13 protein-coding genes and 2 pseudogenes are annotated in these 14,611 nt (G+C 59.5%); 2 read left to right on the forward strand and 13 right to left on the reverse strand.

What is annotated here, in order from left to right:
• Positions 1 to 78: 78 nt before the first annotated feature.
• Both tnpB and tnpA read right to left on the reverse strand, forming a co-directional pair.
• Positions 79 to 426, reverse strand: a complete 348-nt coding sequence (gene tnpB / locus RX331_RS27475) for an IS66 family insertion sequence element accessory protein TnpB (RefSeq protein WP_135176416.1) — start codon at positions 424 to 426, stop codon at positions 79 to 81.
• The gene (gene tnpA / locus RX331_RS27480) at positions 423 to 824 is read right to left on the reverse strand and encodes an IS66-like element accessory protein TnpA (RefSeq protein WP_317252346.1); all 402 of its coding nucleotides are present in this window, start codon (positions 822 to 824) and stop codon (positions 423 to 425) included. Before tnpA ends, tnpB begins: the two co-directional genes overlap by 4 nt.
• A 193-nt stretch (positions 825 to 1,017) precedes the next feature.
• Between tnpA and RX331_RS27485 the strand changes: the two genes are divergently transcribed.
• The gene (locus tag RX331_RS27485; RefSeq protein WP_317252632.1) at positions 1,018 to 2,475 is read left to right on the forward strand and encodes an IS4 family transposase; all 1,458 of its coding nucleotides are present in this window, start codon (positions 1,018 to 1,020) and stop codon (positions 2,473 to 2,475) included.
• Between the two features lie 436 nt (positions 2,476 to 2,911).
• Here RX331_RS27485 and hypE read toward each other — a convergent pair.
• The 11 genes and pseudogenes from hypE to RX331_RS27540 all read right to left on the reverse strand — a co-directional run.
• Positions 2,912 to 3,598 (reverse strand): annotated as a pseudogene (gene hypE / locus RX331_RS27490) (hydrogenase expression/formation protein HypE); the annotation flags it as partial.
• Positions 3,599 to 3,646: 48 nt separating this feature from the next.
• Positions 3,647 to 3,799 (reverse strand): cbb3-type cytochrome oxidase assembly protein CcoS, encoded by a 153-nt coding sequence (gene ccoS, locus RX331_RS27495; protein WP_317252756.1) that lies wholly within the window; start codon positions 3,797 to 3,799, stop codon positions 3,647 to 3,649.
• Complete coding sequence (locus RX331_RS27500) at positions 3,799 to 5,988, reverse strand: cation-translocating P-type ATPase (RefSeq protein WP_317252757.1); 2,190 nt, start codon at positions 5,986 to 5,988, stop codon at positions 3,799 to 3,801. Before RX331_RS27500 ends, ccoS begins: the two co-directional genes overlap by 1 nt.
• A gap of 9 nt (positions 5,989 to 5,997) precedes the next feature.
• The gene (locus tag RX331_RS27505) at positions 5,998 to 6,495 is read right to left on the reverse strand and encodes a FixH family protein (protein ID WP_317252758.1); all 498 of its coding nucleotides are present in this window, start codon (positions 6,493 to 6,495) and stop codon (positions 5,998 to 6,000) included.
• Positions 6,496 to 6,511: 16 nt separating this feature from the next.
• Positions 6,512 to 7,976 (reverse strand): annotated as a pseudogene (gene ccoG, locus RX331_RS27510) (cytochrome c oxidase accessory protein CcoG).
• Between the two features lie 99 nt (positions 7,977 to 8,075).
• The gene (gene ccoP, locus RX331_RS27515) at positions 8,076 to 8,948 is read right to left on the reverse strand and encodes a cytochrome-c oxidase, cbb3-type subunit III (RefSeq protein WP_317252759.1); all 873 of its coding nucleotides are present in this window, start codon (positions 8,946 to 8,948) and stop codon (positions 8,076 to 8,078) included.
• A 3-nt stretch (positions 8,949 to 8,951) separates the two neighbouring features.
• Entirely contained in the window at positions 8,952 to 9,116 is a 165-nt protein-coding gene (locus tag RX331_RS27520; protein WP_317252760.1) for a cbb3-type cytochrome c oxidase subunit 3, read from the reverse strand.
• 6 nt (positions 9,117 to 9,122) lie between these two features.
• Positions 9,123 to 9,857: a cytochrome-c oxidase, cbb3-type subunit II gene (gene ccoO / locus RX331_RS27525; RefSeq protein WP_317252761.1), complete on the reverse strand. Its 735-nt coding sequence runs from the start codon at positions 9,855 to 9,857 to the stop codon at positions 9,123 to 9,125.
• Positions 9,858 to 9,868: 11 nt separating this feature from the next.
• Entirely contained in the window at positions 9,869 to 11,491 is a 1,623-nt protein-coding gene (gene ccoN / locus RX331_RS27530; protein ID WP_317258256.1) for a cytochrome-c oxidase, cbb3-type subunit I, read from the reverse strand.
• Positions 11,492 to 11,773: 282 nt separating this feature from the next.
• On the reverse strand, positions 11,774 to 12,163 hold the full coding sequence (locus tag RX331_RS27535; RefSeq protein WP_317252762.1) for a CBS domain-containing protein: 390 nt from the start codon (positions 12,161 to 12,163) through the stop codon (positions 11,774 to 11,776).
• 19 nt (positions 12,164 to 12,182) lie between these two features.
• Entirely contained in the window at positions 12,183 to 12,626 is a 444-nt protein-coding gene (locus tag RX331_RS27540; protein ID WP_317252763.1) for a hypothetical protein, read from the reverse strand.
• 383 nt (positions 12,627 to 13,009) lie between these two features.
• Here RX331_RS27540 and hemN point away from each other — a divergent pair, with 383 nt between their 5' ends.
• Positions 13,010 to 14,356: an oxygen-independent coproporphyrinogen III oxidase gene (gene hemN / locus RX331_RS27545; protein WP_317252764.1), complete on the forward strand. Its 1,347-nt coding sequence runs from the start codon at positions 13,010 to 13,012 to the stop codon at positions 14,354 to 14,356.
• Positions 14,357 to 14,611: the final 255 nt, after the last annotated feature.

A 14,611-nucleotide genomic window follows, 5' to 3' on the forward strand; every position in this document is an offset into this window, starting at 1 on the left:
AAGATCGGTGGGAAGCGATTCAGATGTGGTCACGAAGCGATGGAATCACATCCATCACGATCCGGGAAGCGCAAAGCCTCATCCGACCGAGGTCGGCCGCCAGGTCTCTTGTGGGTGCCTCCAGTCGATCCCGGACAAGAGATAACCGAGCTGCGCCGATGAGATCGTCACCACGCCCTCGGCCGGGCTCGGCCAGATGAAGCGGCCCCGCTCCAGGCGCTTCGTGAACAGGCAGGCGCCCTGGCCGTCATGCCAGATCACCTTCAAGAGATTGCCGCGACGACCGCGGAAGCAAAACAGGTGGCCACCCAACGGGTCGCGATGCAAGATCTCCTGAACCTGCAAGGCCAGCGACGGAAAGCCCTTCCGCATATCGGTATAGCCGGTCGCGAGCCATACCCGCACGCCGGCCGGCAACGGGATCATCGTGGCCGTCCGTCAGTCAGCGCCGCCACGACTGCGCTCAGCGTCGCCGCGTCAACCGCGCCCGTGATCCGCATCCGAGCCCCGGCCGCGAACTCGATCTCGATCGCACCGCAGGTCCCAGAGGGTGCCGTCAACGGTTGCCGTTCTGGCGCAATGGAGACTGCCGCAAAACGGACTTCGTCAGCTTGACGCTGCATCGGCCCGGGCTCGAAAGCGAGCACGCCAGTGCGCGCCTGCCGCCGCCAAGCCGTGACCAGATTGCGGTGAACATCATGTCGTCGAGCAACCTCGACAACACTGGCCCCAGGCGCCAGACTCTCCTCCACGATCCGAAGCTTCTCGGCAGTGGTCCACCGCCGTCGCCGCTCTGGACCGGACAGAACCGTAACCCTCGTCACGTTTGCTCATTTGTTTGCAAATTAATGAGCAAATCATCTCACGCCCGAGCACAATCCGGGAAGGCGGCCCTCACCGGCTTTCAATTACCCATAACTTTGACCACTCGGACTGATCCGCTGATCGGCGAAATCTTGAGTCGAAAGAATCACTTGTGATTCCTTGCTGAGCACCTGATTCGCGAGGGGGTGCTCTATGGGGCTGAGATTAAGGGATCGATCGACAAAAGGCTGTTTGCGATCCTTGGAAGGTGAATGTTGGATTGATCGAGAGACCAGTGGATGCGAGTTTAGGGACGCGCGGCTCGGCGACAGATTCCGCAAACTGCTCACGCAGATTGGAAGCGCCATGGGACAAAGCATTCCGCTCGTCTGCCAGGATTGGGCGAATACCAAGGCAGCCTACCGCTTCTTTTCTAATGACCGGGTCAGCGAAGCGGACATTCTGGCCGGCCATTTCCAATCGACACGTGATCGTGCCGCCGCCGCTGAAGGTCTCGTTCTTGTGCTACACGACACAACCGAATTTAGCTATCAACGCGAAAAGTCAGAAGCGATCGGCATCACCAAGCGCATAAACAGTGGACGAGATAAGGCGGGCCGCCTCAGATCGCACACGGTTTGCGGCATCCTGATGCATTCGAGCCTCGCAGTTACAATCGAGGGTGTGCCGCTGGGGCTGGCGGCCATTAAGTTCTGGACCCGGAAGAAATTCAAGGGGACGGCAGCGCTTAAAAAGAAGATCAATCCGACCCGGATTCCGATCGAGAAAAAGGAAAGCGTCCGGTGGTTGGAAAATCTCAAGCAGTCTACGCAACTCTTGGATCATCCGGGACGATGCATCCATATCGGTGATCGCGAGAGTGACATCTACGAGCTTTTCTGCGCAGCACAGGAGATCGGAACGCATTTCCTGATCAGGACCTGCGTCGACCGCTTGGCTGGAGACGGGGATCACACGATCGCCGACGAAATGGACGAGGTCGCCGTCAAAGGGCTCCATCGCATCGGGGTCAGAGACAGCAACGGCGATCCCGACCAGGCCGTTCTTGAGATCAGGTATCGCAAGATTCGCGTCCTGCCGCCGATCGGAAAGCAGAAGCGCTATCCCGCTCTGACCCTGACGGTGATCCATGCCGAAGAGCGCGGGACGCCGAAAAACAGAAAGAAGATCGATTGGAAGCTGATCACCGACCTGCCTGTTGGTTCCCGCACCGACGCCATTGAGAAGCTCGAATGGTATGCTTTGAGATGGAAGATCGAGGTGTTCCACAAGATCCTCAAATCGGGCTGCAAAGCTGAGGAGTCGAAACTCAGGACCGCCCAGCGTCTGACCAATCTGATCTCGCTCTTTTGCATCCTGAGCTGGCGGATCTTCTGGATGACGATGCTCAACCGTTCCGCCCCAGACGCACCGCCAACCCTCGCGTTGACTGCGACTGAAATCTGCGTGCTCGATCGCCTCGTCAACGACAAACCAAAAGTAAGACAGAAAACGCTCTCGCACTATCTGATCAAGATCGCCCGGCTCGGCGGTTATCTCGCCCGCGCCAGCGATCCGCCGCCCGGCAATACCCTCATGTGGCGCGGGCTGTCACGCCTCACCGACATCGCGCTGGGCGTCATGGTTGGAGGAGAATTTGTGGGTAATTGAAAGCCTCACCGGGGGCTTACCATTTAGCTCACGACCGTGCACCAGCGCAGCAACAACTCGCAGCTTAGTTCCCTCGCCGCCCGCCGCTTTGCTTATCTCGACTTCGATCTGTATGGAGCGAGAGCTCCGGGGGCTTGTTGCCGCGGCGACAGGTACATCCGGCGATCCGAACGACCCAAGACGGTGTCAATCCTATCATGTGCAGGATGTGGCAGCGATTTTGCGTGTATATACTCTAAGAATGCTAACGGACCGCTCGCATTGGCGCCGCTCAGCGTGCCTGGCACGTTCGTCAGCCTGTACGAAGGCGCTATGCAGCTTCAACAGTCCCACCAGCTTTGCGCCGCGCCGATGATTATGCGATATTCGCAATTGCCGCGCCCGACACGCAGCCGCTGCATCAACCTACGAAGGACGCAGAATGTGTCTGGCGCCCTCAACAGACCAGAGGCAAATGTTCGCCCGATAGCCAATCGACAATTCGTCCACCGCCAAAGCTGGTCGACAGCTGCACGAACTTATGATCATCGTCCACAGCCTCGCGTATATCGGCGGCATCGCGGCCGAGCGGATTTGCTCTCATTGCAGCAAGCACCGCATCGGCTATCTCAGGCGCGACGATCGCGACCAGCTTGCCTTCGTTTGCGACATGAAGCGGATCGAGCCCAAGAAGCTCGCAGGCGGCGAGCACGGCCGGCTTCACCGGGATGGCTTCTTCCTGCAGACGAAAACCGAGGCCCGATTGATGCGCAATTTCGTTGAGTGTCGCCGCAAGACCGCCACGGGTGGGGTCGCGCATCGCCCGGATGCCGCTGCCGCCGGCCGCGACCATTTCGGCCACGAGATCATTTAGAGCTGCGGAGTCCGAGACGATTTCGGTCTCGAAAGCGAAATTCTGACGCTTCGACATGATCGCTACACCATGATCGCCGAGGCTGCCGGAAACCAGCACGCGGTCGTCCACCCTTGCCTTCTCGGCAGACAGATCGAGCCCATCAGGTAAAACCCCGACGCCGGTCGTGGAGATGAACAGACCATCCGCTTTGCCGCGTTCGACGACTTTGGTATCGCCGGTGATGACATAGACGCCGGCGGCGCGTGCCGCTGAGAGACATGCATCTGCGGTGCACCCTTCGAGTGACAGCGGCTGAGCAGCTGGCGGGTTCAGGAACTATACACCCTCGATTTCATCATCTGCGATCGCGCGCCAGGCGGCCCCATCAAGGTCGTCATACTGACCGCTGTTGAGTGACCAGAGAAAGCCAAGCAGGCCGGCAAGCCCCAGCGCCAACGCCAGTGGAACGAGAATGACTAGTACTTCCATTACGGTATCCTGGAGACCTTGCGCGCACGGAGCGCATTGAGCATAACCAACGTCGAGGAGCCTGACATGGCTGCGGCCGCGACTAGCGGCGTGACAAGTCCAACGATCGCAATCGGGACGGCAACGAGGTTGTAGCCGATGGCAAGCCAGAGGTTCTGCCGCATCAAGTGCAAGGATTTGCGCGCAAACTCGATTGCGACCAGAACCGGAATCAGCGGTTTGCCGAGGAACACCAGGTCGGCTGCAGACTGGCTCAAATGTGCGGCACTGACCGGCGACATGGACACGTCTGCGGCGGCGAGCGAGGGCGCATCGTTCATCCCGTCCCCGACCATCAGGACCTTGAACCCTCGCCGTTTCAGTTCGTCGATCCGCGCAATCTTTTCGGCCGGCGTGACGCCGGCGCGCCACATGTCGACCTTAAGGGTGCTGGCAGCGGCCCGGACAGCCGCTTCGCGGTCGCCCGAGAGAATTTCGACTTCTATGCCGCGGTCCTGGAGTCCGGCGATGACTGCTCGCGCATCGGGACGCAGGGCCTGCCGCACCGAAAGCAAGTATTTTTCCTCGCCCCGGCTAAAAGCGACGATCGAAGCTTCAGGATCGACCCGCACGCTTTCCTTTACCAAGCTTTCTGCGCCGCAGAATGACGGTTTGCCCAGCCTGATCTCGACATCCCCGATTTTGCTGCGCACACCCCGTCCCGGCTCTTCGGTCGCACCGACCAGCGGTGATTTTGCGCGCGCCGTTAGCGCGATGGCCGCAGCGATGGGATGATGGCTCGACAAGGCAAGCTGGCCGGCGAGCGCGAACATATCCGCTGGGATGTCGGCTGCGTTGGTCACCTCGAGTTCGGGCAGCGTTAGCGTGCCGGTCTTATCGAAGACGACATGGTCGACTTCTGCAAGCCGCTCAATCGCGTCGCCCGCGTTGAATAGGACGCCTACCTTGAACAAGGCGCCAGATGTCACCGTCTGCACGGTTGGGATGGCCAGCCCCAATGCGCAAGGACAAGTGATGATGAGAACGGCCACGCCGGTGACGATGGCATCGTGCCAGCTGGCCCCTGACAAAGCCCAGCCCAGGACCGTCAGAAGCGCTGTGGCATGCACCACCGGTGCATAGAGCCTGGAGGCGCGATCGGCGAGCCGCCGATAGCGCAACCTCGCGGCAAGTGCGTTGTCGAGCAGCCGGGTGATCTCCGAAAGCAACGTGGCCTCGGAAGCCGCTGACACCTGCACCCGCAGGGTTCCGGAAATGTTCAGCGACCCGGCATAGACCGCATTGCCTTCGCCGATCGTCACGTGTATCGTTTCGCCAGTGATCAGGCTCTGGTCGAGTTCGGACTGCCCCTCCACGACCGTGCCGTCGACTGCGCAGCGCTCGCCTGCCCGCAACAGCACGATGTCGCCGGGCGCAATCGCGGCGACCGGCACCTTACGAACTTCATCCGCTCCAACGAATTTGGTGGCCGTTTCCGCCTTCATTGCGGCGAGATTGGCAGCGACAGCCCGAGTCCTCCGCCTCATGTTCTGGTCGAGATAGCGCCCGAGCAGCAAGAAGGTGAGCAGCATGATTGCCGCATCGAAATAGGCGTGTTCGGCATGATTGATGGTCTCGATCACGCTCATGCCGAGCGCAACGATGACACCAATCGAGATCGGGACGTCCATGTTCACACCGCCTACCTTCAGCACGCGAAAAGCGGATCGGAAGAACGGCTGACCCGAATAGGCGGCGGCTGGCAACGTGATGAGCGCGGAGAGCCAGTGAAAGAAATCCCGCTGTTCGGACAGCATGTCGCTGACATTGCCTGACCAAACCGGGATCGACAGCATCATCACATTCATAGCGGCGAACGCCGCGACCCCGAGACAACGCGATAGGAAGCGCGTTTGCTCGGCCTCCGCATTCTCGGCGCTCGCCTTCTCGAACGGATAGGCCTTGTAGCCGAGCTCGGCCAAGCGATCGATGAAGCGGGACGGATCAAGCCGGCCTTCTCTCCACTCCAGCGCCACGCGGCTGTCGGTCAGGTTAACACGGGCGAGCGTGACGTCGGGCAGCGCGGATAGCGCGCGCTCGATTTTCGCCATGCAGCCCGCGCAATTGACCCCCTCGACCGCGAGGTCGATATGCGCAAGCCCCGAACCAGCGTGCTTGACATAATGCGAGAAGTCGTGCGTCGCCTTCATGATGCAGCCTCAATCAAACAGAACGCGGTTCTTCGACAGGAACACGCGCTGCCCCGCCTGATCGCCTTCCAGCACTAGATCCCATTGGCCGAAGGCGATCGCATCAAAACGGGCGCGATAGATACCAAAACCGACTTCTTCAAGTGTAACCGCGAGGTCGGCGCGCTTGTCGGTCGGCCGTTCGAGGCGGCCTGCGAATGTCAGGCCAGTTATCGGCCGACCCGCCTTGTCGCGCGACTCGACCTGCAACACGGCCGCCCCATCGGCATCGCGCTGAATATGAGCGTCGACCTTCCATTGCCGCGCGGCCTGGTCGCGCGCGGCCGCGATCTCCTTCTCATAACCGAGGCTCGCGCTATAGGCGCTGTCCACCTCTGTGCCGGGAAGCGTTGTGATCGCAAGCTTCATCATGGCCACGTTAACGCCGGTTACGACGCCGAAGAATGCGACCAACATGAGAAGCACCATACCCCCGCTGAGCGGTCGTGGGGAAACGCGTGCAGGCATTGGTTCCTCCCGGAGCTTAGGGCACGACAAAATTGTCGGTGGCTGACGTAACCGCGCCAAGCCCGATGTCGGTCACATGGAAGTGAACCGGAATTGATCTCTCCGGGTTATTCTCTTCAGGCGCGGTAACGAGCAGACGCAATTCGGTTGTCTGGTCGCGCCCGATCACGACCGCGGGCCGGTTCGGCGTCACCGAACCCGCAACCATCACATGCACAGTCGCATTGACAGGACCATCGACATCGATCGCGATGACGCGATCAACGCTACTCTTGTTGAGTAGGCGCATGGTGTAGGCGTTGCGAATCGAGCCATCGCTGAGCTTCACCACAATCGGATTCCGATCATGCAGCACATTGATCTCTAGCAATGAGCGCGTGGTCAGCGTGTACAACATGATGCTTCCGACCAGGGCGATGAATAGGCCGTAGATGATCGTGCGCGCCCGGACGATTCGGTAGATCGGTGGGCGGCCTTGCTGGCGGCGCAGGATGTTGATTTCGGTATCATAGCCGATCAGGCGCGTTCGACGGCCGATCTTCTTCATCACCGCATCGCAGGCATCGATGCACAGACCGCACTGGATGCACTCGAGCTGCGGGCCGTTGCGGATATCGACGCCGGTCGGACAGACGACGACACATTGATAACAGTCGACGCAATCGCCAACATGTTCGCCGAGCGCGCGCAACTCGGCTGCCTTCTTCACCGAAGTGCGCTTCTCGCCGCGGTCGTAGCGATAGGTGACGTTGAGCGCCCATTCGTCGGTGGGCGAAGCCTGGATGCGCGGCCAGGGACACATATAGGTGCAGACCTGTTCTCGGATGTGGCCGGCCAGAAGATAGATCGTGGTGGTCAGGATCCCGATCCAGAGATACGCGACCATCGGTGCCTGGAAGGCGGCGAGATCCCTCACCAGAGTCGGCGCATCGCTGAAATAAAGCACCCAGGCGCCGCCGGTCCACCAGGCGATCATGAGCCACGTCGCGTGCCTCAGAGCCACTTCGCAAATGCGCCCGAGAGTCCACGGTTGGGCCGCAGCGTCCTTCTTGATGCGCTCACGGCGGTCGCCTTCGATCCAACGCTCGACAGCATAGAACAGGTCCGTCCACATCGTTTGCGGGCAGAGATAGCCGCACCAGATGCGGCCGCCAATGGAATTCATCAGGAACAAGGTCACCGCCGCGAGGATCAGCAGATCCGGTGAAGTAGTAGACCTCCTGTGGCCAGAGCTCGATGGAGAAAAAATAGAATCGCCGGTTCGGGAGATCGATCAGCACCGCTTGGTCGGGCGCACCCGGACCTCGATTCCAGCGCACGAAGGGGAAGAAGTAGTAGACGCCGAGGCAGACGGCCATTAGTGCCCATTTGATCCGGCGGAAAGTCCCCGAAACACTCTGCGGATAACCCTTCTTACGGGCCGCATAGAGCGGCCCGTAATCATCGTATTGCAGCTCTTTGGATGTCACGGGCTTATTCATGCTGGTTCGCGATGTCGAGCGTGGCAATTTGAGCCTGCACGCGCTAGCGCGCGGTCGTTTGAGCTAAAAGATTCCGGCGTTTTCCTGCGCCGAGAATGATTATTTGCCTCCACCAAGCGAGTGCACGTAGACCGCCATCGCCTTCAATGTTACTGGATCGAGCAGGCCATCCCATGCGGGCATGACGCCGGCGCGACCATTGGTGATGGTCTCGACGAGGATCGCCTCGTCAGAACCGTACAACCATATCTTGTCGGTGAGATCAGGCGCCCCGACCTCTTGGTTGCCTTTGGCATTCTCGCCGTGACAGGCCACGCAATTTTCCGCGAAGATGTTAGCGCCCTCGGCCGCGTTATAGCTCGGCCTCGTCGGCAGACCCGAGACCGACCGCACGTAGTTGGCTACGGTGACGATCTGTTCCGGGTTCAACATGCCGTCCTTGCCGAAGGCAAGCATTTGGCCCTGATGACCATTGTCGTTGCCCGAGCGTGCGCCGAAACGGATCGTCTGCATGATCTGTTCGAGACTGCCACCCCACAGCCAATCGTCGTCGTTCAAGTTGGGGAAGCCCTTTGCGCCGATCGCTCCCGTGCCGTGGCAGGGCGCGCAATTATCGCCGAAGACGGCCTTGCCGCGGGCCCGCGCCAGCGCAAGCAAGGCCGGGTTCTTTTCGATGTCGCCAAGCGAAGTGGTGGCCAGGGCGGCCATCTTCTCGTCGCGGACCGCTTTGAGCTTAGCAAGCTCTACTGCGACATCTGCGCGCGAGGAGTAACGCACGATACCAATTGTGTTCCCAGTGAGTAGCGGCCAGGCCGGATAGACAATCCAATAGCCGATCGCCCAGATTATCGTGAGATAGAAAGTCACAACCCACCAGCGCGGCAGCGGTGTGTTCAATTCCTTAATGTCGTCCCATTGATGGCCCGTAGTCGCAGTTCCCGAGACGCTGTCGATTTTGCTGTGATCGGTCATGGTTCAATCCTGGCGCAACGGCATGCGCGAGACTTCGTCAAAGGCAGCCTTGTTGCGAGGCCAAAGAGCGTAGGCCACGATGAAAACGAAGATGGTAACGAAAGTCGGGGTCCAGAACGTTGTCACGAGATCAGATGCAACGTTCCGGATGGTGATGATTGCTTTCATCTAACCTCAACGAAGGTTGGCTTTTTCGTTGTAAAGCTTGAAGTCTACAAGCGTGCCGAGCATCTGCAGGTAAGCGATCAGTGCGTCCATCTCCGTTGGTGCGCCCCCATTGCCATCGAAATTACGTGCAATCGCCTTAGGATAGCGCGCGGCAAAGGCGTCAGCCTTCGGGCTGTCCGGGTCGACTTGAGCCTTCAGGTCGGCAACCGCTTTGGCGATCTGCTCATCGGTGTAGGGCACGCCCACAGCGCGCAGCGTACGCAGGTTGTCGGCGGTCGTTATCGGGTCGATTTCGATTTTAGCTAAGAACGCATAACTCGGCATCACCGATTGCGGGACGATCGAGCGAGGATCGGTAAGATGGCGCACGTGCCAGTCGTCGGAATACTTTGCGCCGACCCGCGCCAGGTCAGGCCCGGTGCGCTTCGATCCCCACTGGAACGGATGATCATACATGCTCTCGGCCGCGAGCGAGAAGTGGCCGTAGCGCTCGACCTCGTCCCGCAATGGGCGGATCATCTGCGAGTGGCAGAGGTAACATCCCTCGCGCACGTAGATGTTGCGTCCCGTAAGCTCGAGCGGCGTATAGGGTCGCACCCAATCGACCACCTCGATCGTGCTCTTCAAGTAGAATAGCGGAGTGATCTCGACCAGGCCGCCGATCGCGATCACCGCGAGAATTCCCCCGATCAGGATAATCGAGTTTTTCTCGAAAATCTGATGTCGCGTCCAGACAGACATTGACGAGTTCCTCATTCGGCCGGCTGAAGAGCGAGCGGCGACTGCACCTCGGCTTCGGCGACCCGCACCGTCATCCAGAGATTAAAGGCCATAATCAGTGAACCGACCAGGAAGAGCGCGCCTCCCGCTGCTCGGATGATGTAGAAGGGATACATCGCTTCGACGCTCTCGATGAAGGAATATTCGAGGAAGCCGAGCGATGTGTAGGACCGCCACATCAGGCCCTGCAGGATTCCCGACACCCACATCGCGGAGATGTAGAGCACGATGCCCAGCGTCGCGATCCAGAAGTGCCAGTTGACGAGCTTGAGGCTGTACAGGCCCTGGCGATTCCAGATCCAGGGAACGAGGCAGTACAGCGCTCCGAAGGAAACGAAGCCGACCCAGCCCAGCGCACCCGAATGCACGTGGCCGATCGTCCAGTCGGTGTAGTGGCTGAGCGAATTCACCACTTTGATCGACATCACCGGCCCTTCGAAGGTCGACATGCCGTAGAACGCGACCGACACCACGAGCATCCGCAGCACGGGATCGGTGCGAAGCTTGTCCCAGGCGCCCGACAGCGTCATCAGGCCGTTGATCATGCCGCCCCAGGACGGCATCCACAGCATGATCGAGAAGGTCATGCCGAGCGTCTGCGCCCAATCCGGCAGCGCCGTGTAGTGCAGATGGTGCGGACCGGCCCAGATGTAGAGGAAGATGAGGGCCCAGAAGTGGATGATCGACAAGCGATAGGAATAGACCGGCCGCTCGGCCCGCTTTGGGATAAAGTAGTACATGATGGCGAGGAAGCCGGCGGTCAGGAAGAAGCCGACCGCGTTATGGCCGTACCACCACTGGAACATGGCGTCCTGCACGCCACCCCAGGCAATGTAGGATTTCGAGCCGAACACCGAGACCGGCACCGCGGGATTGTTGCCAAGGTGCAGCACCGCGATGGTAACGATGAAGGCAAGATAGAACCAGTTGGCGACGAAGATGTGCGGCTCTTTCCGTTTCATGATGGTTGCCAGGAAAACGAGCAGATAGACGACCCAGACGATCGTCAGCCACAGGTCCGCGTACCACTCCGGTTCCGCATATTCCTTGGACTGGGTTACGCCGAGCAGATAGCCGGTGCCCGCGAGCAGGATGAAGTAGTTGTAGCCGACGACGACGAACCAGGGCGCGAGTTCGCCCGCGAGACGCGTCCGACAAGTCCTCTGCACGACATAGAACGAGCTTGCGATCAAGACATTGCCGCCGAAGGCGAAGATCACCGCCGACGTGTGCAGCGGCCGCAGCCGGCCGAAGCTGGTCCACGGCAGATCGAGATTCAGCGAGGGCCAAGCGAGCTGGGACGCGATCAACAGCCCGACCGCAAATCCCATGATGCCCCAAAATACCGCCATCACGGCCGAGAACTTGATCGGGCCCATGTTGTAGTTGGGGCGGCCGTTGATTTCCCGCGACGGCAGCGATGGCGGACGGTTGAAGTACCGGTTCACGATAGCGATGGCCGCCCAGAGGCTGGCGGCTGAGGACAGCGCCGCATGAAAGGCGAATGCCGTATCCTGCGCCTTGGCCACAGCGAACAGGCACAGATAGGCCATCGCTGCGAAAAAGATCGTTAACCCGGCTTCGCCATGGGTCATGCATTTGGTGGTTTGAGGCGGATACATTGTCCGATTCTCTCTGCGGAGGGCATCTGTCCCGGCATCCCGGATTCCGCTTTAGTTGGGCAGGCCAGACCAGTTGCTGGCGCGCGAGCGATTCAGGAGGCGCGTTGCGTTCGGGCATTGGACGTGGGCTGTTTTGCTGCCGACCCATGAGAGTCAACCCAGACCGGGAAGGCGGCGAAAATCGTGAAAACCGAAACCACATCTAGAGAAACAAGTTTCGAATCGACGGGCATAGCGACCCTCCTGTTGCAGTTGCTAACTGCCGTGGGAGCACCGTTGCAAAGCGCGCTGTACGTCGCTGCGCGCAATCATGCCGGCAAGTTGCTCCCTCTCGATTACCGGCATGCTTCTGATCTGATGATTGACTATGAGCTCAAGCACCCTCGTCAATTTCGTCTCTGTTCCGACATAAATAAACTCCGGCGTCATCACATCCATAGCCGTCAATTTCATCAGATCGTCATAGCGCGGCACGATGCGAGCGCGAGTGAAGACAAAGCTCGCCATGACATCGAACTTTGAGACCACTCCAATGACTTGCGAGTGATCTTCAACGGGATAAGCGTTGAAATCGTCCCTTTCGAAGAGATCACAGAGCTCACGCAAAGTGAGGTCGTGCGTGACGACCTTCGGCGTGCGGGTCATATGGTCTGCAACAATCTGTTCAAGGAAGCTGCACAAGGCTCATTCCCCTCTCCGGCTGAACGCCAATCACCTTCCTGGAGGCCAGTCGCCTAGAGTGTAATTCGGCGCTGTAGATCAGCGCATGCAGCGGCTCGCCGTTGAGCCGCTCCTTGACCTCAGCTATGGCGCATCGAAGCGCGCGATGATCGCTCAAATCGACCCGAACATGCTTATTCCTGCCGGAATTCCATGGGCAACGTGCCCCCTCAAAAGGCTGACGCGCGCAGGTGACGATGCGCCAGCTCACTTCCGAGAACAGCTTTCCGGTGGCGTACCCGATCACGCGCAATGCCTCGGTCAAGACCAATGTCTTCCGCTCTCCGTACGGATGGCGGGATCGATCGGTATGGAACGGGCAAGCGGCAAAGCCAGCCATCGAGGCCGGGCCGGAGGCTTCATCATAAGTTGGCAGGTCAAGATTCAACAACACCCCTGATCCATTTGCGTCGCGCGCTTTCCACGCAGCTATCGGACTGCAGGATTTGGGCCACGCAAGCGACGGGGATTTTCCTCGGATTTTCCTGCGCAACGTTTCGTTCGCAACAGGTTGGCGGATTTGAGACAAGCAGCGTGTTTGCTTTCGGACAGAAAGCGCGTGCTGCACGTATGGGCTGAACAGTCGCAATTGGCCCGACTCCTGCTCCCGTCAGCTGTGGCGCACGGTCGAATGCATCGCCAGGATGTTCAGCGAACTATGGCATCCAATGAGCGACCTGACGTCCCGGAGGGTCGTCAGCTGCATAGTTGAGCCGCGATTTGCTCTGCTTCCATATCGTATCCTTATACGTTGAAACGAACGAGAACGACATGCGAATTGAGCTTGCGAACCATTATGGACAGGAGCGCCTACCGCGCTACACGAGCTATCCGAGCGCGCCACACTTTTCTCCTGCCGTCGATGGCAAGACCTATGTCGATTGGCTGCGTGCCATCCCCGCCTCCTGTGCGGCGTCCCTTTATCTGCACGTTCCGTTCTGCCGGTCGATGTGCTGGTATTGCGGCTGTCATACCTCGGTGTCGAAACGTAACGAGTCCATCTATGCAGCGGCGGTTCGCTGCGAGATGCAGCTTTTGACCAACACGCTTGAGCATCGCCTGCCCTTGGCGCACATCCACTTCGGTGGCGGGACGCCGACAATCATGATGCCCGAGGTCTTTGCCGATCTCGTCGGCGCGATGCGTAGCTCCTTTCTCGTGCTTCCGGATGTCGAGATCGCCGTTGAGGTCGACCCGCGTACTTTGACGGAGCCGATGACAAAGACGATGGCTCAATGCGGAGTCACGCGCGCCAGCCTGGGTGTCCAGAGCTTCGATGCGTTGGTACAACGCTCGATCAATCGAATTCAGACATTTGAACAGACCGCAGTTGCGGTGTGTCGCCTGCGGCAGGCAGGCATCAGCGGCATCAATTTTGATCTGATCTATGGCCTGCCGCACCAGAACATCGACTCGTGTATCGAGACGGTGGAGAAGTGCGTTGAACTCCGGCCTGATCGCCTCGCGGTCTTCGGTTATGCTCACGTGCCGACCTTCAAAAAGCATCAGCGCAGGATCGCCGAGAACACGCTGCCCGACAGCCTCGAACGTCAATCGCAGTCGGAAGCAGTCTCGGATGCGCTGCAGTGCGCGGGCTACGTTCGGATCGGCCTGGACCATTTCGCGCTTCGCAGCGACCCCCTCGCTGTCGCGCAGCGCGAAGGACGATTGCATCGGAATTTCCAAGGATATACTGATCACCAGGAGAAGGTGACGATCGGCCTTGGCGCAAGCGCGATCGGACGGCTGCCGCAAGGTTTTGTTCAGAACGCCGTGGCGACCAGCGACTATCTTCACTGCGTCGCCACAGGACATTTCGCAACGATCAAAGGCTACGCATTTTCCGCCGACGACCGCTTTCGCGCAGAGATTATCGAACGCATCATGTGCGATCTCGCCGTCGATCTATCGCGGGTCTCTCATGATCATGGCAGGACTGTTGAAGAGGCAATCATCGATCGCGAACGGTTCGAACGATTGCTGGCCGACGGCGTGATAACGGTCGAGGCGAACCGGCTGCTTGTAGCTGAGGATTCCCGATTCCTGACCCGGAGCGTGGCCTCGACGTTCGATGCGCATTTGGCGAAGGGGGTCGGGGGCTATAGCGGAGCTGTCTGATTAAACAATCGTCCTTCATCCATCGTCAGCCCGTCGGTAGCATTGGTCCCGGAGAACGCACTGAACCTGCCGACTTTTGCGAGACTACCATCGTGAATCAAGGGCAAGCGAGCCAGCGAGCGCGGAAGGAAAGAAGCTTCGGGTTCTATGTTTCGATTGGCGCGCGAGATCCAGAGGTAACCGCCGCGGCCGTTCGTTGATGGACATGCATGGTGGACTGCGGGGCGCTCTTTCGGTTTCAGCTATCAGGACGCT

This window comes from Bradyrhizobium sp. BWA-3-5, assembly GCF_032917985.1.
In the GTDB taxonomy this organism is placed as follows: domain Bacteria; phylum Pseudomonadota; class Alphaproteobacteria; order Rhizobiales; family Xanthobacteraceae; genus Bradyrhizobium.

Excerpts from the sequence above, each read along its gene's own strand:
- RX331_RS27535 (WP_317252762.1), bottom strand. The coding sequence starts at position 12,163 with ATGACCCGCACGCCGAAGGTCGTCACGCACGACCTCACTTTGCGTGAG.
- RX331_RS27505 (WP_317252758.1), bottom strand. The coding sequence starts at position 6,495 with ATGCCTGCACGCGTTTCCCCACGACCGCTCAGCGGGGGTATGGTGCTT.
- tnpB (WP_135176416.1), bottom strand. The coding sequence starts at position 426 with ATGATCCCGTTGCCGGCCGGCGTGCGGGTATGGCTCGCGACCGGCTAT.
- ccoS (WP_317252756.1), bottom strand. The coding sequence starts at position 3,799 with ATGGAAGTACTAGTCATTCTCGTTCCACTGGCGTTGGCGCTGGGGCTT.
- RX331_RS27520 (WP_317252760.1), bottom strand. The coding sequence starts at position 9,116 with ATGAAAGCAATCATCACCATCCGGAACGTTGCATCTGATCTCGTGACA.
- ccoO (WP_317252761.1), bottom strand. The coding sequence starts at position 9,857 with ATGTCTGTCTGGACGCGACATCAGATTTTCGAGAAAAACTCGATTATC.
- RX331_RS27500 (WP_317252757.1), bottom strand. The coding sequence starts at position 5,988 with ATGAAGGCGACGCACGACTTCTCGCATTATGTCAAGCACGCTGGTTCG.
- hemN (WP_317252764.1), top strand. The coding sequence starts at position 13,010 with ATGCGAATTGAGCTTGCGAACCATTATGGACAGGAGCGCCTACCGCGC.
- RX331_RS27485 (WP_317252632.1), top strand. The coding sequence starts at position 1,018 with ATGGGGCTGAGATTAAGGGATCGATCGACAAAAGGCTGTTTGCGATCC.
- ccoP (WP_317252759.1), bottom strand. The coding sequence starts at position 8,948 with ATGACCGATCACAGCAAAATCGACAGCGTCTCGGGAACTGCGACTACG.
- ccoN (WP_317258256.1), bottom strand. The coding sequence starts at position 11,491 with ATGACCCATGGCGAAGCCGGGTTAACGATCTTTTTCGCAGCGATGGCC.